The organism is Cellulomonas sp. Leaf334, assembly GCF_001424195.1.
In the GTDB taxonomy this organism is placed as follows: Bacteria; Actinomycetota; Actinomycetes; order Actinomycetales; family Cellulomonadaceae; genus Cellulomonas.
The window spans coordinates 170,667-194,650 of the sequence record NZ_LMOO01000001.1; the positions used below are offsets into that span (position 1 = coordinate 170,667).

20 protein-coding genes and 1 tRNA gene are annotated in these 23,984 nt (G+C 70.3%); 7 read left to right on the plus strand and 14 right to left on the minus strand.

Annotated elements, in window-relative coordinates:
- Positions 1 to 4: 4 nt before the first annotated feature.
- The gene (locus tag ASF78_RS00815; protein ID WP_056583773.1) at positions 5 to 613 is read right to left on the minus strand and encodes a DUF2589 domain-containing protein; all 609 of its coding nucleotides are present in this window, start codon (positions 611 to 613) and stop codon (positions 5 to 7) included.
- A 62-nt stretch (positions 614 to 675) separates the two neighbouring features.
- Complete coding sequence (locus tag ASF78_RS00820; protein ID WP_056583774.1) at positions 676 to 924, minus strand: hypothetical protein; 249 nt, start codon at positions 922 to 924, stop codon at positions 676 to 678.
- A 588-nt stretch (positions 925 to 1,512) separates the two neighbouring features.
- On the opposite strand from ASF78_RS00820, the gene ASF78_RS00825 reads away from it, so the two are divergent.
- A complete protein-coding gene (locus ASF78_RS00825; RefSeq protein ID WP_056587857.1) occupies positions 1,513 to 3,168 on the plus strand; it encodes a ricin-type beta-trefoil lectin domain protein in 1,656 nt (551 codons plus the stop codon).
- Positions 3,165 to 4,952: a family 43 glycosylhydrolase gene (locus ASF78_RS00830; RefSeq protein WP_082494912.1), complete on the plus strand. Its 1,788-nt coding sequence runs from the start codon at positions 3,165 to 3,167 to the stop codon at positions 4,950 to 4,952. The genes ASF78_RS00825 and ASF78_RS00830 overlap by 4 nt, the downstream gene beginning before the upstream one ends.
- Before the next feature lie 62 nt (positions 4,953 to 5,014).
- On the opposite strand, the gene ASF78_RS00835 is transcribed toward ASF78_RS00830, so the two are convergent.
- On the minus strand, positions 5,015 to 6,283 hold the full coding sequence (locus ASF78_RS00835) for a glycoside hydrolase family 16 protein (protein WP_056583778.1): 1,269 nt from the start codon (positions 6,281 to 6,283) through the stop codon (positions 5,015 to 5,017).
- A gap of 208 nt (positions 6,284 to 6,491) precedes the next feature.
- On the opposite strand from ASF78_RS00835, the gene ASF78_RS00840 reads away from it, so the two are divergent.
- A complete protein-coding gene (locus ASF78_RS00840; protein ID WP_056583780.1) occupies positions 6,492 to 7,316 on the plus strand; it encodes a class I SAM-dependent methyltransferase in 825 nt (274 codons plus the stop codon).
- A 31-nt stretch (positions 7,317 to 7,347) separates the two neighbouring features.
- Here the strand turns inward: ASF78_RS00840 and ASF78_RS00845 are convergent, their stop codons facing one another.
- From ASF78_RS00845 to ASF78_RS00860, 4 genes are all read right to left on the minus strand, one after another.
- Positions 7,348 to 8,046 carry a hypothetical protein gene (locus ASF78_RS00845; protein ID WP_056583784.1) on the minus strand — a complete coding sequence of 233 codons (699 nt, stop codon included), beginning with the start codon at positions 8,044 to 8,046 and terminating at the stop codon, positions 7,348 to 7,350.
- A gap of 149 nt (positions 8,047 to 8,195) precedes the next feature.
- The gene (locus tag ASF78_RS00850; RefSeq protein WP_056587860.1) at positions 8,196 to 9,545 is read right to left on the minus strand and encodes a permease prefix domain 1-containing protein; all 1,350 of its coding nucleotides are present in this window, start codon (positions 9,543 to 9,545) and stop codon (positions 8,196 to 8,198) included.
- Entirely contained in the window at positions 9,545 to 9,907 is a 363-nt protein-coding gene (locus ASF78_RS00855; RefSeq protein WP_056583785.1) for a PadR family transcriptional regulator, read from the minus strand. The genes ASF78_RS00850 and ASF78_RS00855 overlap by 1 nt, the downstream gene beginning before the upstream one ends.
- 197 nt (positions 9,908 to 10,104) lie before the next feature.
- On the minus strand, positions 10,105 to 13,188 hold the full coding sequence (locus ASF78_RS00860) for a glycoside hydrolase family 13 protein (protein ID WP_056583786.1): 3,084 nt from the start codon (positions 13,186 to 13,188) through the stop codon (positions 10,105 to 10,107).
- Positions 13,189 to 13,519: 331 nt separating this feature from the next.
- Between ASF78_RS00860 and ASF78_RS00865 the strand changes: the two genes are divergently transcribed.
- Entirely contained in the window at positions 13,520 to 14,539 is a 1,020-nt protein-coding gene (locus ASF78_RS00865) for a LacI family DNA-binding transcriptional regulator (protein WP_056583787.1), read from the plus strand.
- 96 nt (positions 14,540 to 14,635) lie between these two features.
- On the opposite strand, the gene ASF78_RS00870 is transcribed toward ASF78_RS00865, so the two are convergent.
- Positions 14,636 to 14,709: transfer RNA gene (locus tag ASF78_RS00870), tRNA-Leu, on the minus strand.
- A 28-nt stretch (positions 14,710 to 14,737) separates the two neighbouring features.
- Entirely contained in the window at positions 14,738 to 15,703 is a 966-nt protein-coding gene (locus ASF78_RS00875) for an SMP-30/gluconolactonase/LRE family protein (protein ID WP_056583790.1), read from the minus strand.
- A gap of 118 nt (positions 15,704 to 15,821) precedes the next feature.
- Here ASF78_RS00875 and ASF78_RS00880 point away from each other — a divergent pair, with 118 nt between their 5' ends.
- Together ASF78_RS00880 and ASF78_RS00885 are read left to right on the plus strand one after the other, a co-directional pair.
- The gene (locus tag ASF78_RS00880; protein ID WP_056587864.1) at positions 15,822 to 16,508 is read left to right on the plus strand and encodes an ANTAR domain-containing response regulator; all 687 of its coding nucleotides are present in this window, start codon (positions 15,822 to 15,824) and stop codon (positions 16,506 to 16,508) included.
- A gap of 239 nt (positions 16,509 to 16,747) precedes the next feature.
- Positions 16,748 to 18,013 (plus strand): ABC transporter substrate-binding protein, encoded by a 1,266-nt coding sequence (locus ASF78_RS00885; protein WP_056583791.1) that lies wholly within the window; start codon positions 16,748 to 16,750, stop codon positions 18,011 to 18,013.
- Between the two features lie 65 nt (positions 18,014 to 18,078).
- Here ASF78_RS00885 and ASF78_RS00890 read toward each other — a convergent pair whose 3' ends face one another.
- Entirely contained in the window at positions 18,079 to 18,840 is a 762-nt protein-coding gene (locus tag ASF78_RS00890) for an endonuclease/exonuclease/phosphatase family protein (RefSeq protein ID WP_056583792.1), read from the minus strand.
- A 59-nt stretch (positions 18,841 to 18,899) separates the two neighbouring features.
- Between ASF78_RS00890 and ASF78_RS00895 the strand changes: the two genes are divergently transcribed.
- Entirely contained in the window at positions 18,900 to 19,544 is a 645-nt protein-coding gene (locus ASF78_RS00895) for a hypothetical protein (protein WP_056583793.1), read from the plus strand.
- On the opposite strand, the gene ASF78_RS00900 is transcribed toward ASF78_RS00895, so the two are convergent.
- The 4 genes from ASF78_RS00900 to ASF78_RS00915 are packed head-to-tail and all read right to left on the minus strand — an operon-like array spanning position 19,541 to position 23,791.
- A complete protein-coding gene (locus tag ASF78_RS00900) occupies positions 19,541 to 20,431 on the minus strand; it encodes an ABC transporter ATP-binding protein (protein ID WP_082494736.1) in 891 nt (296 codons plus the stop codon). The genes ASF78_RS00895 and ASF78_RS00900 overlap by 4 nt on opposite strands.
- On the minus strand, positions 20,428 to 21,360 hold the full coding sequence (locus ASF78_RS00905; protein WP_056583796.1) for an ABC transporter ATP-binding protein: 933 nt from the start codon (positions 21,358 to 21,360) through the stop codon (positions 20,428 to 20,430). The genes ASF78_RS00900 and ASF78_RS00905 overlap by 4 nt, the downstream gene beginning before the upstream one ends.
- Positions 21,350 to 22,336 (minus strand): branched-chain amino acid ABC transporter permease, encoded by a 987-nt coding sequence (locus ASF78_RS00910; RefSeq protein WP_056583797.1) that lies wholly within the window; start codon positions 22,334 to 22,336, stop codon positions 21,350 to 21,352. Before ASF78_RS00910 ends, ASF78_RS00905 begins: the two co-directional genes overlap by 11 nt.
- Positions 22,337 to 22,348: 12 nt before the next feature.
- The gene (locus ASF78_RS00915) at positions 22,349 to 23,791 is read right to left on the minus strand and encodes a branched-chain amino acid ABC transporter permease (protein ID WP_056583798.1); all 1,443 of its coding nucleotides are present in this window, start codon (positions 23,789 to 23,791) and stop codon (positions 22,349 to 22,351) included.
- Positions 23,792 to 23,984: the final 193 nt, after the last annotated feature.

A 23,984-nucleotide genomic window follows, 5' to 3' on the forward strand; every position in this document is an offset into this window, starting at 1 on the left:
GTCGTCAGGCTGTCTTGGACTCGGTGATCGCGCTCTCGAGCATGTCGAGGATCCTGGAGAGCCCACCGGGCATGTCGTCCTGGGTCGCACGCACGTGGATCTCCATGGAGTAGTCGCGCGTCGAGCTCGTCTGGTTCGACGTGGACGTCTTGAACGCGGCATTGACCCGGAAGTCGAACTTCACCGGGGACCAGAACGCGCTGTAGCTCCCGCCGATCGAGGTGTCGAGCGAGAAGCTCGTGTTGGTGTTGCGCACGATGCTGTCCGTCAGCTTCGCCTTGAAGTCGATCGTCATCTCGTCAATCCGCAGGTAGGGGATCGGGACGATGGAGAGAAGCGGAACCGTCAGCGAGAAGTTTGACTTCGTATTGTTCTCGTCGAGCTTGGTGTACTCCAGAGTCACGTTGCGGATCTCGCCCGCATCGGCGTCCTGGTCGGGGTTGGTGAAGAGTGCGTCCGCCGCGCCGGCCGCCGGCTGCTTGAAGCCCACCTTCTGGATGAACTCGACGGTGCTCTGGGCTGCGAGCGCCTGCGCCTCGATGGCCGCCTTCATCGGCGCGCCGATGAGATGGCTGAACGGGATCTGTGACAGTTCCTCGACGGCTCTCGTCATGACGGCACCTCTGCTTCTCGCTCGTTCGTGAACTGCTGAGGTTCGCCCCAGCCCGTGTCATCTCACGTAGGAGGGTCGACCCGCTCGGCAGCGTCCTCGTCGAGAACCTCGAGCCGGACGGCAGGAACACGCCGAATGACGGCCCGTTTCGCGAGCAACGTGACCTTGGAACCGACGTTTGCGGGCAGCGACTCGGCCAGGGCGCGCGCCTCCTGCTCGCTCTTCGCGACGCCGAGAAGCAGGTATGTCTTGCCGACCTTCATGCGGGCGGAGTCGTCCCCGATGTTGAAGATCAGCACTTCCTCTGCCATCGCTCCTCCTCGTCGAGGATGGGGCGGTAGTGGCTGCAGTCCAAGGCGCAAGCGGCCCCCCACAGGCCACAACAGCCACGCTCGCCACCGTCCACGATGGCCCTGTCCGGTTCGGGTGTCAATATCCGATATGTGCCGGACGCGCAACACGTGGGCGCCATTCATCCGGAGTTCCGGGGACGGGCTGCCGTACCGAGTCAGCCGATCACACGTACTGCTGCTGGTTCGCGTCGCCGTGGCAGCCCCACAAGGTTCACGCGCTGTCCGTGTGCGCGGGCGCGCCGCGCGGGTGCCCCAGTCGTCCGACCACCTCTGGCGCTCCTTGAATGGCAGGAAAATCGGGACCCTAAACGATTGAACGATAAATGTTAGCGATAACATCGCCCCGTCGCGCCGGCAACGACGCCACGACCGGGACCCGACCGGTGCGCGACGACGGTGACACCGCGACCCGGCGACCCGTCACCAGGCAGGGGTGTGCCTTGCCTGAGGACCATGCGCACGCCAGCTGCCGAGGGCACGACGGGCGCGATCCGCAGGACGTCGTGCCGGCGAGTGCCGGCAGCTCTCACGTCCCTGACCAAGGAGATGCACGTGCGCACATCGAAGAGATGGTTCACGGCCGCCCTGGCCGTCCTGGCACTCACGCTCGTCACGGTGACGACCGACGCGGTCGCTCCACGACCCGCCCAGGCGCTCGACAACGGCGTCGCCCGGACACCGCCGATGGGCTGGAACACCTGGAACACGTTCGGCTGCAACATCAACGAGACGCTCATCCGCCAGATGGCCGACGCGATCGTGAACACCGGGCTGCGCGACCTGGGCTACAAGTACGTCGTCGTCGACGACTGCTGGTTCAACCCGAACCGCGACGCGCAGGGCAACCTGCAGGGAGACCCGCAGCGGTTCCCGAGCGGCATGAAGGCGCTCGGCGACTACTTGCACGCCCGGGGCCTGCTGTTCGGCATCTACCAGGGCCCGCTGGACCAGACGTGCGCGCAGTACTTCGACAGCTACCCCGGGTCCACCGGCAGCCTCGGCCACGAGTACCAGGACGCCCGGCAGTTCGCCGCCTGGGGTGTGGACTACCTCAAGTACGACTGGTGCTCACCCACCGGCAGCATCTCCGAGCAGGTCGCCAGGCTCAGCATCATGCGGGACGCGCTCAAGGCCACGGGCCGGCCGATCGTCTACAGCATCAACTCGAACAGCATCCACGAGAAGACGGGCCCCCAGCGCAACTGGAGCGACGTCGCCAACCTCTGGCGGACCACGGAGGACATCACCAACGCGTGGGACACGGGCCAGACCAACGGCTACCCGATGGGCATCCAGAACATCGTGAACGTCACCGTGCCGATGGCCGGCTACGCGGCGCCCGGCGGGTTCAACGACCCGGACATGCTCGAGGTCGGCAACGGCGGCATGACCGACACCGAGATGCGCAGCCACTTCGCCCTGTGGGCCGTCCTGGCTGCGCCGCTCATGATGGGCAACGACGTGCGCTCGGCCAGCTCGGGGACGCTGGACATCCTCAAGAACGCGAACCTGATCGCGATCAACCAGGACACCCTCGGCCGGCAGGCGGTCCAGGTGTCCCACGACGGAACGCGTCGTGTGCTGGCCAAGCGGCTGGCCAACGGTGACGTCGCGGTCGCCCTGTTCAACCAGGGCAGCTCCACCACGACCGTCTCCACCACGGCGGCGGCCATCGGCAAGAGCGGCACCTCGTTCGGGCTGCGCGACGCGTGGACCAACGGCACCTCCACCACCACCGGGACGATCTCTGCGAGCGTCCCGGCGCACGGCACGGTCGTGTACCGGGTCAGCGGAGGCACCACCACCGACCCGTCGACCCCCACGACGTTCCGGCTGCGCAGCGCGTCGGCCGGGCGGTGCGTCGACGTCGACCGCGGCACCAGCACCAACGGCACCGGCATGTTGATCTGGGACTGCCACACCAACGCCAACCAGCAGTTCACGCAGGACGGCCAGACCCTGCGGATCCTCGGCAAGTGCCTCGACGTCCCGCCGAGCTCGACCAACGGCACCCGGGTGCAGATCTGGGACTGCAACGGCGGCACCAACCAGCAGTGGACGTTCAACGGCAACGGCACGGTGAGCAACGGCCGCTTCCCGTCGCTGTGCCTGGACGTCAACAACAGCGGCACCGCGAACGGCACGCCCGTGATCCTGTGGTCGTGCCACGGCGGCACCAACCAGCGCTGGGCCCGGTCGTGACGCGCCGTCGTCGCTCGCTCGTCGCCCTGGTCGTCGCCTTCGTCTGCGGCGTGACCCTGCTGCCGGCGCCCGCGCAGGCGGACAACCCGATCGTCCAGCACCTCTACACGGCCGACCCGGCACCACTCGTCCACAACGGCCGGGTGTACCTCTACACCGGGCACGACGAGGACGCCTCGACGTACTTCACGATGAAGGACTGGAGGGTCTTCTCGTCGGCCGACATGGTCAACTGGACGGACCACGGCTCCCCGATGTCGCTCGCGACCTTCGCCTGGGCGGACGCGAACGCCTGGGCGGGGCAGGCCGTCGAGCGCAACGGGAAGTTCTACTGGTACGTCCCCGTGCGGCAGCGGTCCACCGGCCAGATGGTCATCGGCGTGGGCGTCGGCGACAGTCCGACGGGCCCGTTCCGCGACGCGCTCGGCCGTCCTCTCGTCGGCACCAACGAGATCGACCCGTCCGTCATGATCGACGACGACGGGCAGGCCTACCTGTACTGGGGCAACCCCAACCTCTGGTACGTCCGGCTGAACGCCGACATGATCTCGTACTCCGGCAGCCCGACGAAGATCCCGCTCACCACCGCGGGGTTCGGCTCGCGGACCGGTGACGCCAACCGCCCGACCCTCTACGAGGAAGGTCCGTGGGTCTACAAGCGCGGCGGGCAGTACTACAACGTGTTCGCGGCGAAATGCTGCTCCGAGTTCCTCGGCTACTCCACGTCACCCGGGCCGACCGGGCCCTGGACCTACCGGGGCACGGTCATGCCCACGCAGGGCAGCAGCTTCACCAACCACGCCGGCATCGTCGACTTCCGGGGTGGGTCGTACTTCTTCTACCACAACGGCGCCCTGCCGGGAGGTGGCGGGTTCACGCGGTCCGTGGCCGTCGAGAAGTTCAGCTACAACGCCGACGGCACCATCCCCACCCTCACCATGACGGCGACGGGCGCGCCGCAAGTCGGCACGCTCGACCCCTTCGTCCGGCAGGAGGCCGAGACGATCGCGTGGGGCTCCGGCATCGAGACGGAACCGTCCACGGAGGGCGGGATGAACATCGGCTGGCTCGAGAACGGGGACTACGTCAAGGTCAAGGGCGTCGCGTTCGGCACCGGCGCCTCCTCGTTCTCCGCGCGGGTGGCCTCCGCCACCGCGGGCGGCCGGATCGAGGTGCGGCTGGACAGCACGAGCGGTCCCGTCGTCGGCACCTGCACCGTCGGTGGCACCGGGGGGTGGCAGGCCTGGACGACCACCACCTGCGCGGTGAGCGGGGCCACGGGTACGCACGACCTGTACCTGCGCTTCGTCGGGGGGAGCGGCAACCTGTTCAACGTGAACTGGTGGCAGTTCAGCGGCGGCGGGAGCACCCCGACGGCGTACCGGGTCACCAACCGCAACAGCGGGCAGGTGATCGACGTCCAGCAGCCCAACACCTCCGACCTCGCGGTGATCGGCCAGTGGCCGAGCAACGGCACCGCGTGGCAGCAGTGGCGCTTCCTCGACGCCGGCAACGGCACCGTGCGGCTGCAGAGCGTGCACAGCGGCAAGTGCGTCGACGTCAGCGGTGCGTCCACCGCTGACGGGGCGGCCGTGATCCAGTACACCTGCCACGACCGCCCCAACCAGGTGTTCACCTGGCGCTCGACCGGTGACGGGTACGCCACCCTGGTCAACCTCAACAGCGGCAAGTGCCTCACCGTGGTCAACGGGTCCATCGCAGCAGGAGCAGCGCTGGAGCAGCGGACCTGCACCACGGCGACCAGCATGCAGTGGTCACGCTGACCTGACGCTCGGGGGCGACGGAGCAGTCCGTCGCCCCCGAGCCGCGGGTCAGGGTCGGTGCGTCACAGGTACCACTGCTGGTTCGCGCCGCCGTGGCAGTCCCACAGGTTCACGCGCTGGCCGTCGTGGACGGGCGTGCCACCGACGGCGTCGAGGCAGCGCCCCGACTGCGGGTTCTTGAGCGCGCGTGTGCCCGAGTCGTACGTCCACTTCTGGGCGCCCGTGCCGTTGCACGTCCACAGCTGCACGACCGTCCCGTTGGCCGTCCCGCCACCGCTCACGTCGAGGCACTTGCCCAGCGCACGCACGGTGCCGTCGGACCCGCGGGTCCACTGCTGGGCGGTGTTGCCGTTGCAGCCGACGACCTGGATCGGGTTGCCGTCGTGCGTCTGCGCCCACGGCACGTCGAGGCACAGCGAGTTCGCGACGCGGATCGTGCCCGTGCCCGTCGGGAGCGAGCCGCCCCCTCCGCCGCCGCCGGAGCCCGAGCCGTTGTCGTAGACGCGGACGTAGTCGACCTTCATCTGCTGCGGGAACTGGGTCGATCCGTCGGGGTAGCCGGGCCACTGGCCGCCGACCGCGACGTTGAGGATGAGGAAGTAGGCCTTGTCGAACACCCAGGGGTTGCCCCCGACGCGCGAGGTCGTGACCTGGTGGAACACGTTCCCGTCGACGGACCACGTGATCGAGCCGGGCTTCCAGTCCACGGCGTAGGTGTGGAAGGTGTCCGCGAAGGACCAGTTCTGCGGGTGCTGGTACGCGCCGGTGATGCCGCCGCCGCCCGAGTAGCCGGGACCGTGCACCGTGCCGTAGATGCGGTGCGGCTCCTTGCCGACGTTCTCCATGATGTCGATCTCGCCCGACGACGGCCACGCGTTCTGCGGGAAGTCACCGCCGAGCATCCAGAACGCCGGCCAGATGCCCTGGCCGCGCGGGATCTGGATGCGGGCCTCGACGCGGCCGTACTTCACCTCGAACTTGTTGTTGCTCTGCAGCCGCGCTGACGTGTACGACCCGTCGCCCTCGCGCCGGGCGGTGATCACGAGGTTGCCCTGGCCGTCGAGCGCGGAGTTGTTGCGGGACGTCGTGTAGTTCTGCAGCTCGGCGTTGCCCCAGCCGCCTGCTCCGGTGTCGTAGCTCCAGACCGCGGAGTCGGGGGCGCTGCCGGCGGAGCCGTTGAACTCCTGCGACCACACGACGTCCCCGATCGCCGCCTCGGCGGGGGTGGACGTCGAGGCCACGAGCCCGGCGGCGACGAGCGCGGCAGCTCCGAGCGCCGCGGCGATCCCGTGTGCTCGTTGGGTGGCGGTGCGTGGGCGTACGGGATGCATCGTTGCCTCCTGGAACCTCGGCGAACGGACGGGGCCGGGGGTCGGCATCGCCCGGTGACACGTGTCACGACGCTGCGCACGTGTGCGGGCGACCTGTCCGTTCTGCGGCACAGTAACGGGGAGTGTTACTGACTGGCAAGTAACTGTTACCGGACAGCGTTGTCCTGGGTTGCTTGTCCGCTGCACCCGTCGGTGCGAGGGTGACCCGATGGCACACCCCGAGGGGATCGTCGGCGTGTTCGACCGGGCAGCGGACGTCTACGACAACGTGGGGGTGCCGTGGTTCGGCCCCATCGCCGCGGGGCTGGTCGCGGAGCTCGACGTCCGGCCGGGGGAGCGCGTGCTCGACGTCGGCTGCGGCCGCGGGGCCGCACTGCGACCTCTGGCGCTCGCCACCGGCCCGACCGGCCGCGCCGTCGGCATCGACCTGGCGCCGCGGATGGTGGAACGGACCGCACGCGACCTGGCGGGCCTCCCGCAGGTCGAGGTCGCCGTCGGGGATGCCCGCGCTCCCCGCTTCCCCGTCGCGTCGTTCGACGTCGTCGCCGCCTCGCTGGTCCTCTTCTTCCTGCCGGACCCGGCGGCGGCCCTCGGCGCGTGGTCCGCGCTGCTCGCCCCGGGAGGCCGCTTGGGGGTCACGACGGTCGGCGCTCAGGACGAACGCTGGCGCCGCGTCGAGGAGGTGTTCCTCCCGTACCTGCCACCCGCCGCGGTCGACGGTCGGGCCAGAGGACTGGGCGGCGCCTTCGCGTCCGACCTGGGGATGGAGGACCTGCTCCGCGGGGCCGGCCTCGCGGGCGTCCGGACGGTCAGCCTGACGGTCGAGGCCGTCCTGCGCGACGCCGACCACCTCGTCGAGTTCTCGTGGTCGCACGGGCAGCGTGCCCTGTGGGAGCTCGTCCCACCCGACGCGCGCGACGACGTCCGCGACCAGCTCGTCGCGCTCGCCGCCTCGATCACCGACTCCTCCGGACGCCTCGGCCTGGGTGGGGAGATCCGCTGCACGGTCGGTGCACGGCCCGCGGCCACCTGACCCCGTCGTCGACGAACCCGCCCGCCGACGGTCAGCTGGACGTCTCGTCCCGGTCGGCCCGGGGGAGCAGGCGTCGGCGGACGAGGATGGCGGCGAGCACCACGACCCCACCGATCACGAGAGCGGTGGCGATGCCGCGCGGCTGGAGGATCGCCGAGTCCGGCACCAGGACCTGCGTGCCGCCGGCCTGCGACGAGGTGGGGTCGCCCGTGGCGTCCACCCCCGCGAGGTGCGCCGCGAGCGACTGTCCGTACTCCGCGACCGAGAGCTGCGAGCCGTCCAGCCCGCGCAGCTGGTCGCCGTCCAGCGTGAACCACTGGTTCGCCTCGGCGACGTGGATCAACGGGTCGGCGGGAGCAGCGGCGAGTCGTCGGGCCAGCTGCGGGTCCCACTCGACGACGGCGACCTCCGGGTCAGGCTGACCGTCGGGGTACCACACCAGCGCCGTTCCGAGGCTGCGCCCGTCCGCCGCGAACGCCGGGGCGATCCAGGTGCCGTCCGGCTCGAGGACATCTCCCCGTGCGTCGCCGCGGGTGTACGCGTGAGTGAACCGGTGCACGGTGCGGGGTGTGCCGAACGTGATCTCCGTAGGCGCCGCGCCGTCCGTCGTGAACGCGGCCGCTGCCCCCTCGTCGAAGAGCGCCAGCACCTCGTCCGGAGGCGTTGTGCCGTACGACTGGGCGGCTGCAGCAGTCGGGGTCAGGAGAAGGACGAGCAGCGCGCCCACCATGAGCAGACGCGACGCGCGCGTCGTTCGCGTGACTCGTCGTGACTCCTGCTGCATCGACTTCCCCGTCGCGTCGGACCCTGCCCGCAACCCACGAGGTGCGTGCCACGCCGGACGGTACCCCGACACGAGCACCCTCGTGCCGGGACGCGTCAGACGAAGTCGAACAGAGGGGGGAACACGATCACGACGAACGCGGCCCAGGCGGCGTAGACCGGCAGGTACCGCGTCTGCCAACGCTCGAGCTCCGAGAACGTGCCACGACCGCGCAGGAACCGGGCGCTGCGCCACGCCGAGACGCCGAGGTGCACGAGGAGCAGCAGGTTGAGGCCGAGTGCGGCGACCTTGTTGGGGCTCGTGCCGAACTCGGCGATCCGCGTGAGCATCGCGGTCAGCATCACGGCGTCGACCGCGAGGGCTGCCCCCACCATGACGAGCTGGAGCCAGTCGGCGAGCGCGGGCGGTGCGACCGGGTCGCGCGCGGAGATCGAGTAGAGGAGCAGCGCCAGCACGAGCACGAGGATCGCGTCCATGAGGATGAGCAGGTCGCGGTCCACCTCGACGAAGCCCCCGGACGCGGTCAGCGCCACGAGGACGGCCACGAGCATGACGATCGTCAGCGGCGTGAAGATCCGGGTGAGCACGGGCGCGATGTTCTCGACGACGTCCTGCTTGGCCTCGACGAGCCAGGCGGCGACGACGAGGGCGCCCGGGACGGCGAACGGCAGCACCCAGCCGGTGATCACCGGTTCGGGGTCGACGCCCACGAGCTGCAGCACGGCGGCGGTGAGGCCGACGAGGACCCCGCCACCCAGCGCGAGCAGCGTGTAGTAGATGGCGAGCTCACCCGTGAACCGCACGAAGTCCATGCGCCGGGCGTCGGAGCGCCACGAGCCCGCGACGTACGCGAGCCCCACCAGCAGCCACAGGACGACCGGGGCGTGGATGATCGCCAGCACCTCGGTCGCGCCCTCGGGGACGAACGGGTACACGTTCAGCACGACCGCGAGCACGACGAACGGCACGGCGATCGCCGCGACGGTCCGCACGCCGACCCGCCGCTTCCAGCCGAGGTACGCCGCGAGGAACGGCACCACGAGCAGGGCGACGTTGCGCACGAGCGCGAGCTCGTCGTCGAACCAGGCGATCCCGGCCCGGACCGCGACGCCCGCGCCGACCGCGAGCGCCAGAACGACCGTGAGCTCGCGCCACCGCGGAGCCGGTGAGCCGGGGGAGTCGTCGGGCACGAGCGCGAGCTGCTTCCACAGCCGGTCCGAGTGCTCACGGGCGTACTCGCGGGAGACGGCATCCAGGTTGCCGAGGCGCTTGATCGCGACGAGGAACGCCTCGTCGTCGTCGAGCCCGGTTGCCTGCAGGTCGGCGACCTGGCCCCGCAGGTGGTCCTCGAGCTCGTCGACGTCGGCCGACGAGATGACCTGGCGTCGGTGCACGTACCCACGCCACCTGTCGATCTGCGCCTCGAGCTCGATGTCGGCCGCCATCACGCCCACCCCTCCACGACGGTGGCGGGCCGCGGTGCCGACTCCCAGACCTGCCGGAGCGCGTCCGCGACGACGTCCCACTGCGCCTGCCGTTCGGCGAGCGCCGCCCGGCCGGTCGAAGTGATCGCGTAGTGCTTGCGGCGCCGACCCGCCTCGGACGTGCCCCAGGACGACGAGACGTGGCCGAGCCGCTCGAGCCGGTGCAGGAGCGGGTAGAGCATGCCGTCCGTCCACTGCATGCGACCGCCGGAGAGCTCGCCGACGCGCTTGAGGATCGCGTACCCGTAGAGGTCGCCGTCCACGAGGATCCCGAGCACGAGCGGTGTCGCCGAGGCGGCGACCAGGTCCTTGTCGATGCGCACGGCGTCTCCTCTACCTTGATGTGCTAGGTATTAAACCCTAGCGGATCTAGGTATGCAGGGACGCGCCGGTCACGGTGTCGTCGCGGGCCACGGACCACTCGTTCGCTGAGAAGTCGCCCTGCTCGTCTTGTGGAGACAGCGACGAGGAAGGCCCCTGACCCTTTCCGGTCAGGGGCCTTCCTCGTCGTCATGTCGAGTCAGCTGGACGTGTCGCTCGACCATGCCGCGATCAGGGCCTCGGCGTGGGCGCTGAGCCGCAGCCGGGCCTCCGGGGAGACCGTGCTGTGCCGGCCCGGGGACTCGAGGTGCTGCACGAAGCGTTCGAGCTGGTCGACGGCCTGCCGCAGGCGTCCCCGGTCATGGTGACGGGCCGCCTTGTCCAGGTCGTCGGAGAGGCGGCGCAGGACCGGGCCGGTGATCTCCCCGGCGTCCTGCGCCGCGGCGAGGTCCGCCCGCAGGGTCTCGATGCTGGGAGCGGGCTGCTCGCCCGAGAGCAGCACCGTGCCGTAGAGCGCCGGGACGGTCAGCGTGATCGTCCCGTCGACGGGTGCGACGACGGCCCCGGTGAACGCGTCGGTGAACGTCTGCCCCGCGTCGCCCGCCGGGACCTCGACCGTGACCTCGTGCGCCTCGGTGTCGTTGTTGTACGCGGTGACGGCCTGGACGCCCTCGTGCTCGCGCAGCAGGACGACGAGGTGCTCGTCGGTGTGCAGCGGAGCGCCCAGGGATCCCCGGCGGAGCACCGCGTGGTCGTTGCGCAGTGCGATGAGACGCGTGACGTCGTCGAGCAGCGCCGCATCGGGGTCGCCGCCCTCGTCCGCCCACGGGTACGTCGCGCGGTTGAACGGGTCCTCGCCGCCGGTGAGGCCCACCTCGTCGCCGTAGAACACCGTCGGGGCGCCGGGGAAGGTCATCTGGAACAGCACGGCGAGCCGCAGCCGCTGCTTGGCCTCGGCCTCCTCCTCCGCCGTCGACGACTCGCCCGTGTACCCGAACTGGTGGAGCGCCCGGGCGGAGTCGTGCGTCGACAGGAGGTTCATCAGGGCGCCGAACGCCTGTGGCGGGTACTGCTCCCGCATGTGCTCGATGTTCAGGTAGGCGGCGCCGGCGTCGCGACCGTCGGCGTAGTCCAGCACCGCGTTGCGAAAGATGTAGTTCATCGTGGTGTCGAAGGTGTCCCCGAGGAAGTACTTCGAGGAGTCGAACCACGTCTCGGCGATGGTCAGCGCCTCGGGGTCCTCGGCCTTGACCGACGTCCGCCACTCGCGCCAGAACTCGTCCGTGACCCACGGCGCCACGTCCATGCGCCAGCCGTCGACACCCCGCTCCTGCCAGGTGGTCATGACGGAGTCGGGCGAGCGGAACGCGAAGTCCTTGAAGCTGTCGGACTCGGTCAGCTCCGGCAGCGTCGACACCCCTGCCCACCCGGCGTACTGCCGGTCGGGCTCGGTCTCCTCCGGGAAGAAGCGGTACCAGTCCGCGTAGGGCGACCCGGGCGTGATCGTGGCGTCCTCGAACGCACCGAGCTCGTCGAAGTTGGCGTAGCGGTCGAAGTACGCGGAGTCGCTGCCCGTGTGGTTGAGCGAGGTGTCGAGCACCACGCGCATCCCGCGGGCCTCGGCCTCCTGCGTCAGCCGGGACACGTCCTCGTCGGTGCCGAAGGCGTCGTCGACGTGGAGGTAGTCCGCTGTGTCGTACTTGTGGTTGCTGCCCGCCTCGAAGATCGGGTTGAGGTACAGCGTGTTGACGCCCAGCGTGTCGAGGTAGTCGAGCTTCTCGATGATCCCGGCGAGGTCCCCGCCGAAGAAGTCGTTGTTGTAGAAGGCGTCGTCTGTCGTCGACCCGTCGGTCTCCCCGGGCACCCACGGGGTGTCCGTCCAGTCCTCGTGCACCTCGACGGGCTCGTCCAGGTAGGTGTCCTGCGCGGGGTCCGGGTCGTTGGCGTCGTCGCCGTTGCGGAACCGCTCCGGGAACACGTAGTAGTAGACGGCGTCGGCGGCCCAGTCCGGGACCACGAAGTCCGGGCTGAAGGTCGTGTGGCGGTACCGGCGGACGTCCGTGCGGTCCTCGGGCAGGAAGTCGACGTGCCCGACGCCGCCCGAGCCCCGTTCGAGCGTCCAGTAGATGGTGTCCGAGTTGTTCTCGTAGACGTAGGTGCGCTCGCCGTTGACGAGCTCGAGGTAGTACCCGGAGACGCTCGCGGTCTCGAAGGTGTGCGATGCGGTCCAGCGCTCGACGTCGGCGGCCGGATGGCGGGTCATCGGGACCCGGACCGGGTCGCGGTACTCGAGCACCTCCTGGTTGCCCTCGAGCACGCGGGTCTCGACGACCAGGGTCGCGGAGTCCAGCCCCGCGGGTGCCTCGATGGCGAGCTCGATCGGCGTCCCGGTCTGCTGGGCTCCGAACGGTGCCTTGAACGCCGTGTCCCGCGAGTCGAAGCGGACGCCGCGGAGCACGGGGTCGGTCACGGGCAGCGGGATGCCGGGGTTGACGAAGGACAGCGCGCCGATCGTCAGCGTCGGCGTGGCGTCGTCTCCCTCGAGGGCCAGCCGCATCGTGTGCTCGCCGGTGAAGTCGAAGCTGAGCGGCTGCACCACCTCGACGTCCTCGCCCGAGGCCAGCTCGAAGGGCTCGTCCGCGGTGACGACGTCGTTCTCGCTGTCGGGCGCGCCCAACGTCGTCGCGGCCGTGCCCAGGGGGTCCGCGATCGTGAACGTCTGCGTCCCGGTGACGTCGACGTTGAGGTAGTACGCGTCGCAGCTGTAGAGGAAGTAGTCGGACGCGGCGGGCCTGCCGTCGTTGAGGGACCCCGACACGGCGAGGAGGGCGTCGCCCAGCGGGGGCGGCGGGCACTGCGTGATGGTGAGCGTCGGTGTCTGCGCGGAGGCGGAGACGTCGAGCACGACGCGCTGGGTGCCGTCGAACGCGAACGTCAGGTTGGAGCCCTGCAGGGCGAGCGGCAGCGGCTCGCCGGCCGTGAGCTCTCCGCCCTCGGCTCCGCCGCCGAAGTCGGCATCGGAGGACCAGGTCGCGTCGGCGACCTTGAACGAGCTCGTGCCGCTGAGATCGAGCAGAACCTCGAAGCGGTTGCAGTCGTAGACCAGCTCGTACTCGGGCAACGCGTTCCAGCTGCTGAAGCCGCCTCGAAGATAGATCGAGCGGTCGCCGAACGGGTTGTCGACGCAGGCGCCGTCGACCGCGGACGCCGGAGCTGGTCCGGCGACGACGCCGTTCACCACGCCGGCGAGCGCGAGCGTGACGACGAGAGCCGCCGACCTCACGCGTAGGGACCTTCGCATCGAGTGCCTCCTGAGTGGTGTGAACCGAACGGCGTCGCCGACCGGAGGGTCGCTCAGGAGCACCCGGGCGCGGCGCTGCGCCGGCGCGCGGCCGTGGGGGCTGCGCGCGATCCTTCCCCTTGTTCCACTGGGGCCGCTTTGGCGTGACGACGGATCCGTGGGGCGGAGCCGAGGCTACGTAAGCGCTTACGTTCAGACTCGCCGCGTCGAGCGGGTGATGTCAACACTTTCGGCAGCCCGTCTCGGCACGGCGTCGCGTCGGTGGCCGCCCGGCGCGCAGGGCACGGTCGTTGCTGGGGTATATCGTCGCGCTGTGCCGCCCAAGGGCTCCCTCAACATGGCGGACCTCGCCGAGCGCGCAGGCGTCTCGATCGCCACCGTCTCCCGCGCCCTCAGCGGTGCCACAGGGGTGTCCGACGCGACGCGGGAGCGGATCAGGACCCTGGCGCAGGACCTGTCGTACACGGTCTCGCCCGACGCGGCGCGCCTCGCGCGCGGCTCGAACGGACGGATCGCCGTCGTCACACCGGACGTCGCGCACTGGTTCTACGCGTCCATGCTCGACGGCATCGTCACGGCCCTGCACGACTCGGACCTCGACGTGCTGCTCTACGAGGTCCAGGAGGAGCGCGAGCGGCGGCGCTTCTTCGACGACCTCCCCGCACGCCGGCAGGTGGACGCGCTCGTGCTCATCGCGCTGCCGATCAGCGACGACGAGCGTCGCCGGCTGGACCTCATGGGCGTGCCCGTCGTCATGGCGGGCGGGGTCCTGGGGGAGCACCCGCACGTCCGCATCGACGACGAGGCGGCCGGACGTCAGGCCGCCGCGCACCTCGTCCACGCCGGGCACGAGCGGATCGCGATGATCAACGCGAAGGGCCACTGGACGCTCGAGTACGCGGCGCCCGGCGCGCGCGTCCGCGGATTCCGCAGCGCGCTGGAGGAGGCGGGTCTCTCCGTCGATCCCGCACTCATGCTTCTCGAGCCGTGGGGGAGCACGGGTGGCGCGGAGGGCATGAGTCGCCTCCTCGACCTTCCGCAGCCGCCGACCGCGGTCGTCGCGTTCTCCGACGAGATGGCCTTCGGCGCGCTGCGCACGCTCCGGCGCGCCGCAGTCCCGGTTCCGGACGCCGTGTCCGTCGTCGGCATCGACGACCACGCGGTCTCGGAGATGCTCGACCTCACGACCGTTCACCAGCCCGTCGTCGACCAGGGGAGGGCGGCCGGGAACCTCGTCCGGCAGGTCGTCCACGAGGACAGCGTCCCGTCGCCCCACCTCACGCTGCCCACGCAGCTGATCGTCCGCGGGACCACGGCACCCCCACGGCTCTGAGCGGCCGCGGCAGGGGCCTCTCAGTCGCGCCGTGACCGAACGGCCGACCTCTGATGGCACGCACGTGCAGGTGATCACGTTCTAGCAGGTCACAGGTGCCCCGAGTGGGATTCGAACCCACACTGGATCGGGTTTGAGCCGAACGCCTCTGCCGGTTGGGCTATCGGGGCCGTGCAGCAGGATAGCCCGACCGGCCGGTCACCTCGGTGCGCGGACGCGGCTCACGGTGAACGGTCCGGGCGCCTCGCCGGCGGCGCGTTCCCCGAACTGGCTGTTCACGACGAGCAGCGAGCGCCCGACGAGGGCGGCGGTGGTCGGGTCGTCGAAGCCGGGGTCGGTGGTGCGGGAGAGGACGGTGCCGGCGGTGAGGTGCCGGTCGAGCGCGATGGTCACGATGTACCCGACGTCGCCTTGGCGTTCGACGGCATACAGGGTGCGCCCGGCCAGGACGAGCCCGTCGCCGGCGACGGTGACGCCGTCGACGGGTATGACGCTCCGGTCGCGCAGCCCCACGCGGTACAGCGTCGCCGTGTTCGACTGCGCGACGACGGCGTACCGGCCGTCCTGCGAGATCACGATGCCGTTGACGTTGAACCCGGGGGCGTAGGTCAGGGCGGTCCCCGTGAAGTCGAGGAAGGTCGGCAGGGTCTCGACGGACGGCGTACGGCGGTCGGCACGGTCGATCCGGTAGAGCGTCGGGCGGAGGGAGTCGGTCACGTAGACGTCGCCCCGCGGGCTGATGGCGATGTCGTTGAGGAAGGTCGGCGCACCGGTCTGCTCGACCTGCCAGGTGCCGGTGAGCTCGCGGGTGCGCACGTCGTAGGCGAAGACGCGGCCGGTGGCCCCACCGGCGACGAACAGGGTGCGTCCGTCGACCTTCATCCCGACGGCGGACGTGCGGCCGTCGGCGCCTCCGGGCAGGAAGGGGGTCGCGGTGGGGGAGCGGAGGTCGCCGCGGTAGACGGTCCCGTCGGTGGTGCTGCCGACGTAGAACGTGTCTCCGCGAGCGGTGATGCCTTCGGGGAAGATCGCCGCGGCGGCGGTGGTGCCTGTCGGGTCGAGCAGGTACTGCGTAGGTGTGTCGTGCGCGCTCGCTGCGGGGACGGAGATGGCGAGCAGGAGCAGGGCGGCGAGGGCCGCTCGGGCGGATCGGTGGCTGCGCATCGCTGGGCCTCCTCGGACGTGTCCGGTTCCCTCGAGGCTACGTCCAGAAACGCCCGCGTGGGCTGCCTCACAGGGCAACCACCGCGAAGCGAGCGACCCCGCCCACTACTCTGTGCACGTGAGCACCGACGCGACCCCCGAACCCACCGAGGCGGCACCTGACGCCCTCGACCTGAGCACTCCGGCTCCGACGGGCGAGCCGACGACCCCCGCCCCGGCGCGAGCGCCACGGCGTGCTGTCGTCGCCGAGGACGAGGCGCTGATCCGCATGGACGTCGTCGAGACGCTGCGTGATGCGGGTTTCGACGTGGTCGGCGAGGCCGGCGACGGCGAGCAGGCCGTGCAGCTGGTCACGGAGCTGAAGCCGGACGTCGTGGTGATGGACGTGAAGATGCCCGTCCTCGATGGCATCTCGGCGGCCGAGCGCATCGGCAAGCTGCACCTGGCGCCGGTGGTCCTGCTGACGGCGTTCTCCCAGAAGGAGCTCGTCGAGCGTGCGCGCGACGCCGGAGCGATGGCGTACGTGATCAAGCCGTTCAGCCCGGCGGACCTGCTGCCCGCCGTGGAGATCGCGATCTCGCGGTACGCGCAGATCAGCGCGCTGGAGTCCGAGGTCGCGGACCTGGCGGAGCGTTTCGAGACGCGCAAGCGCGTGGACCGGGCCAAGGGCCTGCTCATGACCAAGATGGGCCTGACCGAGCCGGAGTCGTTCCGCTGGATCCAGAAGACGTCGATGGACCGCCGTCTGACCATGCGTGAGGTGGCCGACGCGGTCATCGAGCAGGTCGGAGGCGCGTCGTCCTGACGCGCACCTGACGAGGCCGGCCAGCTGTACAGCGGGCCGGCCTTCGTCGTGTCCGGACCCTCGTTTTGTCGGTCAAGCGTCCAGTTCGGGGGTTACTGGTTGGTCACAACTCGGCAACAACACGCCCTGAGACATGTCGATTCACATCGCGGACACAAACAATGAGTACTTTCGCGCCACACCTGCAGGATCCCTACCGGGCTCCGCGGATCGAAGTACTTCACAGAGGGGTACCACGCATGATTCGTTCGACACACGCAGTTCGGGCCGCGGCCCTGGCCGGCGCAGCAGCGCTGGTTCTCGCCGCCTGCAGCTCCGGCGACAGCGGCGACGACGCGACAGACGGCGCCAGCGCCGACTCGGGCAGCCCGCTGATCATCGGCACGCTCCTCCCGCAGACCGGTTCGCTCGCCCAGCTCGGCCCGCCCGAGATCGCGGGCGTGGACCTTGCGGTCCAGGACATCAACGCCGCGGGCGGTGTCCTCGGCCAGGATGTCCAGGTCGAGCACACGGACTCCTCGGACGCCGAGCACGCTGAGGTCGCCACCCAGTCGGTGCAGGACCTCATCAGCCAGGACGTCTCGGTCATCATCGGTGCGGCGTCGTCCTCGGTGACCCGCAACGTGATCGACGACATCACGGGCGCGAACATCGTCCAGATCTCGCCGGCCAACACCGCGACGGACCTCTCGGGCTACAGCGACTTCTACTTCCGGACCGCTCCGCCGGACACGGTCCAGGGTGCGGCGCTCGCCAACCTCATCCTCGGTGACGGCGCGGTGAACCCGGGCGTCATCGTCTTCAACGACGACTACGGCACATCGCTGCGCAACGTCGTCGAGCAGGTCGTCACCGACCAGGGTGGCACGCTCTCCTACGGCACCGCCGGTCAGGAGTTCGACCCGAACGAGACGAACTTCAACACGATCGTCAGCGGTGCGCTCGCCACGAGCCCCGACGCGATCGCGATCATCGCGTTCACCACGCAGACGCCGCTGATCGTCTCCGAGCTCGCCGCTCAGGGGTACGACATGTCGAAGGTCTACTTCGTCGACGGCAACCTCACGCAGTTCGGTGAGGAGTTCCAGGCGGGACTGCTCGAGGGCGCGCAGGGCACGCTGCCGGGCGCCTTCCCGAGCGACGAGTTCCAGGCCCGCCTCCTCGAGGTGAACGACGGTCTGACGGACTTCTCGTACGCGCCGGAGTCCTACGACGCGACGATCCTCGCGGCCCTCGCGGCCGTGAAGGGTGGAGCCACGGACGGCGAGACCATCCAGGCCAACATGGCTGCGGTCTCCGGTGCCGACGGCGGCGAGAAGTGCGCCACGTTCGAGGAGTGCGTCGAGCTGCTCGACGCCGGCGAGGACATCGACTACGAGGCCCAGTCGGGTGTCGGTCCGTTCAACGCGGACAACGACCCGTCGAACGCGTACATCGGCGTCTACACGTTCGGTGCCGACAACAAGTACACGTTCACGAAGTCGGAGTTCGGCGAGGTCGGCTGACCCCGCCTGAACGACGGACCGGAGGCCGGCGCGGAGGATTCCGCGCCGGCCTTCGGCGTACCCGCTCAGTACGTGACGTCGACGACGAGCGCCCGGTGGTCGGACAGGCCCGTGTCGACGGCGCGACCGGCCCCCACAGCCTCCACAGGGCCGTCCGCGAGGATGTGGTCCAGCTGCCGCAGCGGGTGCGACACGGGGAACGTGGCAGCCGTCGCGAGCGGGCGCATGCCGGACACGCGGGCCGGGCGGTCGCCGCCGATGTTGAGGTCACCCATGAGGACCAGCGGCCGGGGGAGTCCCGAGACGTACGACACGAGGGTGCGCAGCTGGCGGGTGCTCCACCCCGGGATGAACGTCAGGTGCGTCGCCACCACGGTCAGCTCACCCTCGGGCGCCTGGATGACAGCTGCGAGGGCCGCGCGGGGCTCGTCGCTGACCAGGGCCGGCCAGCGGTTGCCGGGCCACAGCACGGGCGCCCGTCGGCGCAGCACGGGCAGCTTGAGGACCCGCCACTCGCGCACCGGGTGACGGCTCAGGAGGGCGATGCCGTAGGACGCCGTCGCCGGCTGGTGGTCGCCCGTGGCGGCCGTCCAGAGCCCGGGCTCGCCGTGCAGGACAGCCGCGAACCTGTGCTCCGGAGCACCCATCGCCTCGGCCGCCAGGACGGTCAGGTCGGCGCCGTGCGACCGGGGCTGGTCGCGGTCGACCTCCTGCAGAGCGAGCACGTCGGCGTCGAGGTCGCGGACCGCGGCCGCGAACCGGTCGAGGTCGACCTGTCCGTCGCCGAGCGAGCGCGCGTGCAGGATGTTGAAGGTGGCGAGGCGCATCCCGTCGATTGTTCCTGCCGACCTGCGAGCGCGCCCGTCGGCGTGTAGACACTGGACCCATGACGCAGCAGGGCGCCCTCGCCGATCCTCCCGACGACCGCACCGCGCTCCAGAACGGGCTCCGCCTGACGGCGGTCGCCCTGATGAAGGCGGAGATCCCGTTCGCCCTCGTCGGCGGCTACGCGTCGTGGGCGCGCGGTGCACCGGAACCCAGCCACGACGCCGACTTCGCGGTGACCGAGAAGGACGTGGACCGGGCCAAGGAGGCCATCGCCGCCGCGGGGCTCGACGTGGAGCAGCCGGCCGAGAACTGGCTGTTCAAGGCGTTCCATCACGGCCAGCTGGTCGACGTGCTGTTCCGCATGGTGGGGGAGCCCGTGACCGAGGAGCTCCTCGCCCGCGCCGACGAGCTCGAGGTCCTCGCCGTGCGCATGCCGGTCCTGGCCGCGACCGACATCGTCTCGGCGAAGATGCGGGTCCTGGGGGAGCACGCCTGCGACTTCGGGCGCCTCCTGGCGATCGTGCGCGCGCTGCGCGAGCAGATCGACTGGGAGGTGATCCGTCGTGACGTGCAGGGGCACCCGTACGCCAAGGCGTTCCTCTACCTGGCGGACGAGCTGGGCATCACCGACGCCGCGCGCCCGGCCGACGTCGACGTCGAACCCGGCCGGGCCACAGCACCGACCGGGTCCGACGGCGACTAGGACGTCGAGGTGGGCGGGAGCAGCGGAGGGTGGCTCGCCGCTTCCACGTCCGTCGCGAGCGTGCCCAGGTAGAGCTCGATCACCTTGGGGTCGTGCATCAGCTGCCGGCCCGGGCCCGAGTAGGCGTTGCGGCCCTGGTCGAGCACGTAGCCGCGGTCGCAGATCTGCAGCGCGCGGCGGGCGTTCTGCTCGACGATCACGACGGACACGCCGGCCTTGTTGATCTTGCGCGTCCGCAGGAACGTCTCGTCCTGCTTCACCGGTGACAGGCCCGCGGAGGGCTCGTCCAGCAGGAGCACGGACGGCTCCATCATGAGCGCCCGGGCCATCGCGACCATCTGACGCTCACCACCGGACAGCGAGCCGGCGCGCTGGCGGCGACGTTCCGCGAGGGTCGGGAACAGGTCGGCGACGAACGCGAAGCGCTCCGCGAACTTCCGCGGTGCCTGGAACGCGCCCATCTGCAGGTTCTCCTCGATGGTCAGCGTGGGGAACACGTTGTTGTTCTGCGGGACGAACCCGACCCCGCGCTGCACCAGGTGGTCGGCACGCAGGTTGGTGATCTCCTCGCCCGCCAGCGTCACCGAGCCGGAGCGGACGTTGACCAGGCCGAACAGGGCCTTGAGCAGCGTCGACTTGCCGGCGCCGTTCGGGCCGATGATCCCGATCAGCTCACCGGGGTGCAGGACGAGGTCGCACCCGTTGAGGATGTTCACCCCGGGCAGGTACCCGGCCACGAGGTCGGTGGCCGCCAGGAGCGGCTCGCCCTCGGGTGCCCCGCGGTGCAGACCGGCGCGGTCGCCGACCGAGACGGACGTCGACCCTGTCGTCGACGCCGGCGTGCCGTGGTCGTCGCGGGTGACCGCCTCCATCGCCTCGTCGCTCATCGGGCCTCCTCGTCCTCGGTGCGCAGCTGCTCGAGCACGGCGTCGTCCAGCAGTGCGTCGTCGCCCAGGTCGGTGTCGTGGTGCGCACCCAGGTACGCGTCGATCACCGCCGGGTTGTTCATCACCGAGTCGGGCGGCCCCTCGGCCACGATCCGGCCCTCCGTCATGACGATCACCCAGTCGGAGATGTGCCGGACCATGTGCATGTCGTGCTCGACGAACAGCACGGTCGTGCCGTCGTCGCGCAACGCCTGGATGTGCCCGAGGAGCGACTGCGTCAGCGCGGGGTTCACCCCGGCCATCGGCTCGTCGAGCATGATCATCTGCGGCTTCGCCATGAGTGCGCGGGCCATCTCGAGCAGCTTGCGCTGACCACCGGACAGGCTGCCGGCGAAGTCGTCGCGCTTGGTGTCGAGCTTGAAGCGCGCGAGGAGCTCCTCGGCCTGCTCGGTGATCGCCTTCTCCCGCGGACGCCACACCGCGGGCACGAGCGCGGCGAAGAGGTTCTCGCCGGGCTGGGCGGTCGCGCCGAGCCGCATGTTCTCCATGACGGTCATGCGGTTCAGCGCCTTGGTCAGCTGGAACGTGCGGACCATCCCCGCGCGGGCGACCCGGGCGGCGGCGACACCGCCGAGGGAGCGGCCGTCGAACGTCCACTTCCCGCTGTTGGGCTTGTCGAACCCCGTCAGCAGGTTGAAGAACGTCGTCTTGCCCGCCCCGTTCGGTCCGATGAGGGCGGTGATGGCACCGCGTTGCACCTCGACGTGGTCGACGTCGACGGCGTTGACACCACCGAACATCCGGCGGACGTCGTCGGCGATGAGGACCGGGTCCGGCTTGGGCGCTCCGGGGACGTGCGGGACGTCGCGGAGCGCTGCCGCGACGGCGGCGCGGGCGTCGGTGGCGGCGGGCGAGGGCTCAGTGGGCATTGATCGCCAGCTCCTTCTTGTCGCCGAGGATGCCTTGTGGTCGGAAGATGATCAGCACCATCAGGGCGACTCCCACGATGATCCAGCCGAACTGCTCGATCTGCTCGCTCCGCAGGATGGTCGTCGGCACGACGTCGCGCAGCGTGAGCTTCACGACGGCGAGCACGGCCCAGAAGATGATCGAGCCGAGCACCGGACCGAACACGGTCGCCGCCCCACCGAGCAGCAGGATCGTCCAGATGAAGAACGTCATGGATCTGCCCATGGAGTCGGGTTGGACCGCTCGTGGCAGCACGTAGAGGATCCCGGCGAGGGACCCGATCACGCCACCGAGCACGAGCGCCTGCATCTTGTAGCTGTAGACGTTCTTGCCCAGCGAACGCACGGCGTCCTCGTCCTCGCGGATCCCCTTGAGCACCCGGCCCCACGGACTGCGGATGAGGAGCCAGACGAGCAGGCAGGCGAGTGCGACGACGAGCCAGCCGACGATCCGGATCCACCAGCTGTTCGACGCGTTCACGGCGTACTCGAACGGTCCTAGCGCCCAGGTGCCGTCGTCGAACGGTGAGGCGTCCTGGAACGTGTCCTTGTACTGGTTGCCCCGCAGGCCGCTGGAGGCGCCCGTGAGCTCGGTCAGGGCCGTCGACCGGCCGACGAGGCGGACGATCTCGGCGGCGGCGATCGTGACGATGGCCAGGTAGTCCCCGCGCAGCTTCAGCGTCGGGATGCCGAGGATGAGCGCGAAGATGGTCGCCGCCGCGATGGCGATGAGCACCGCGGCCCACAGGGGCCAGCCGGCGATCGTCGCGATGGCGAAGCCGTAGGCGCCGAGCAGCATGAAGCCGGCCTGGCCCATGTTGAGCAGGCCCGTGAGCCCGAAGTGGATGTTGAGCCCGATCGCGGCGAGCGCGTAGGCGGCGGTCGTCGGGGCGAAGAACTCGCCGGCGACGTTGGTGAGGATGCGTGTCCAGTCCATGAGTGGTCTCCGTTATCCGACGCGCGTCGCTCGGCCGAGGATGCCCTGCGGTCGTACCAGCAGGACGAGGATGAGGATCACCAGCGCGGACGCGTACCGCATGTCCGTCGGGATCCAGAGGCTCGACAGCTCGACCACGAGGCCGATGACGATCGAGCCGGCGAGCGCCCCGAACGCGGCACCGAGGCCACCGAGCGTCACGGCCGCGAACATCAGCAGCAGGAGCGCACCTCCCGAGTACCAGGACGTGGCGCCGAAGTAGAGGCCGATGAGGACACCGCCGAGCGCGGCCAGCCCGGCCCCGAGCGTCCAGACGATCCGGATCATGCCGTTCACCGAGATCCCCGACGCAGCGGCCAGCGCGGGGTTGTCCGCGACCGCCCTCGTCGCGCGTCCGGCCCGGGTCCCGAGCAGGAAGAACGCGACCCCGCCGAGCACGATGGCGGCGATCGCCAGGGACCACAGCGTGGTCGTCGTGATCCGGACCGGGCCGATGGAGACCGAGGTCGGGGTGTCCGTGACGATGCGCAGCGGTCCGGCGCCGAAGAAGAACTGGAACACGTACGAGATGGCCATCGACAGACCGATCGTGACGATCATCTGCTGGATCATCCCGACACCGCGTCGCCGCAGCGGCTTCCACAGCCCCGCGTCCTGCAACCACCCGGTGGCCGCGCCGAGCGCGACCGCGATGATCGCCGACGGGATCAGCGGCAGCCCGACGACCTGCGTGCCGACGTAGGCGAGGATGCCGCCGAGGGACACCTGCTCGCCGTGCGCGAAGTTGCTCAGGCCGGTCGTGCCGTAGATCAGCGAGAGCCCGACGCTCGCGAGAGCGAGGAGCGTGCCGAACACCAGGCCGTTCACCGTGAGCTGGGCGACGCGCGCGGCGGTCACGCCCGAACCGGTGGACCCGGGGGTCTCGGGGACGGCTGCGCCGCCCTCCGTGTCGGTCGTGGGCGAGTCGCTGGGCTCGTCGTCGGTGTCACCGCCGCCGCCACCGGCGGGAGCGCCGAGCGGGAAGAGCGCGGCTTGCGACGCTCCCAGGCCGACCGCGACGGTGCGCGGGTTGTTCCCGGGGTCGCGCAGCGTCTCGCCTGCAGGGATCGTGGCGACGTCGAGCGTGACCTCGTACTCACCCGCCTCCGTGACGGCGACCGACCAGCGGCCGGTCGCGTCGCTCGTCGCGGTGAGCTCGCCCGTCGGTCCGGTGACGTTCACGACGGCGCCGACCACGGGTTCTCCGGCGGCGGTGCGCAGCGTGCCCACGATGCAGCCGGTCGCGGCGTCCGCGACGCACGCCGCGGTGGCCGACGCGACGGGACCCTGCGCGCGCGCAGGGGTGGCGACGAGCAGCAGGGTCACGGACGTCAGGGCGAGCAGGAGCAGGGCAGCGATGCGTCGGGCAAGTGGCGGCGTGGTGGTGCCGCCGGGGTCCAGGACGGCTGATCGCACCTGGGACCTCCGTCCGTCTGTTCGGGTGTGGCGGTGTCGTGCGCAGCGGCGTCGTTGCCGCACACGTTCGACGTCTGCCGGGTGGCAGGACGATAGGCAGGGATTGTGTCGCGTTCATTTCGTGAACGCGAGGCACGGAGGCGCGAGAGACCCGCGTGTCGGAGTTTACTGGTCGTTCGTCCAGATTGAGGGC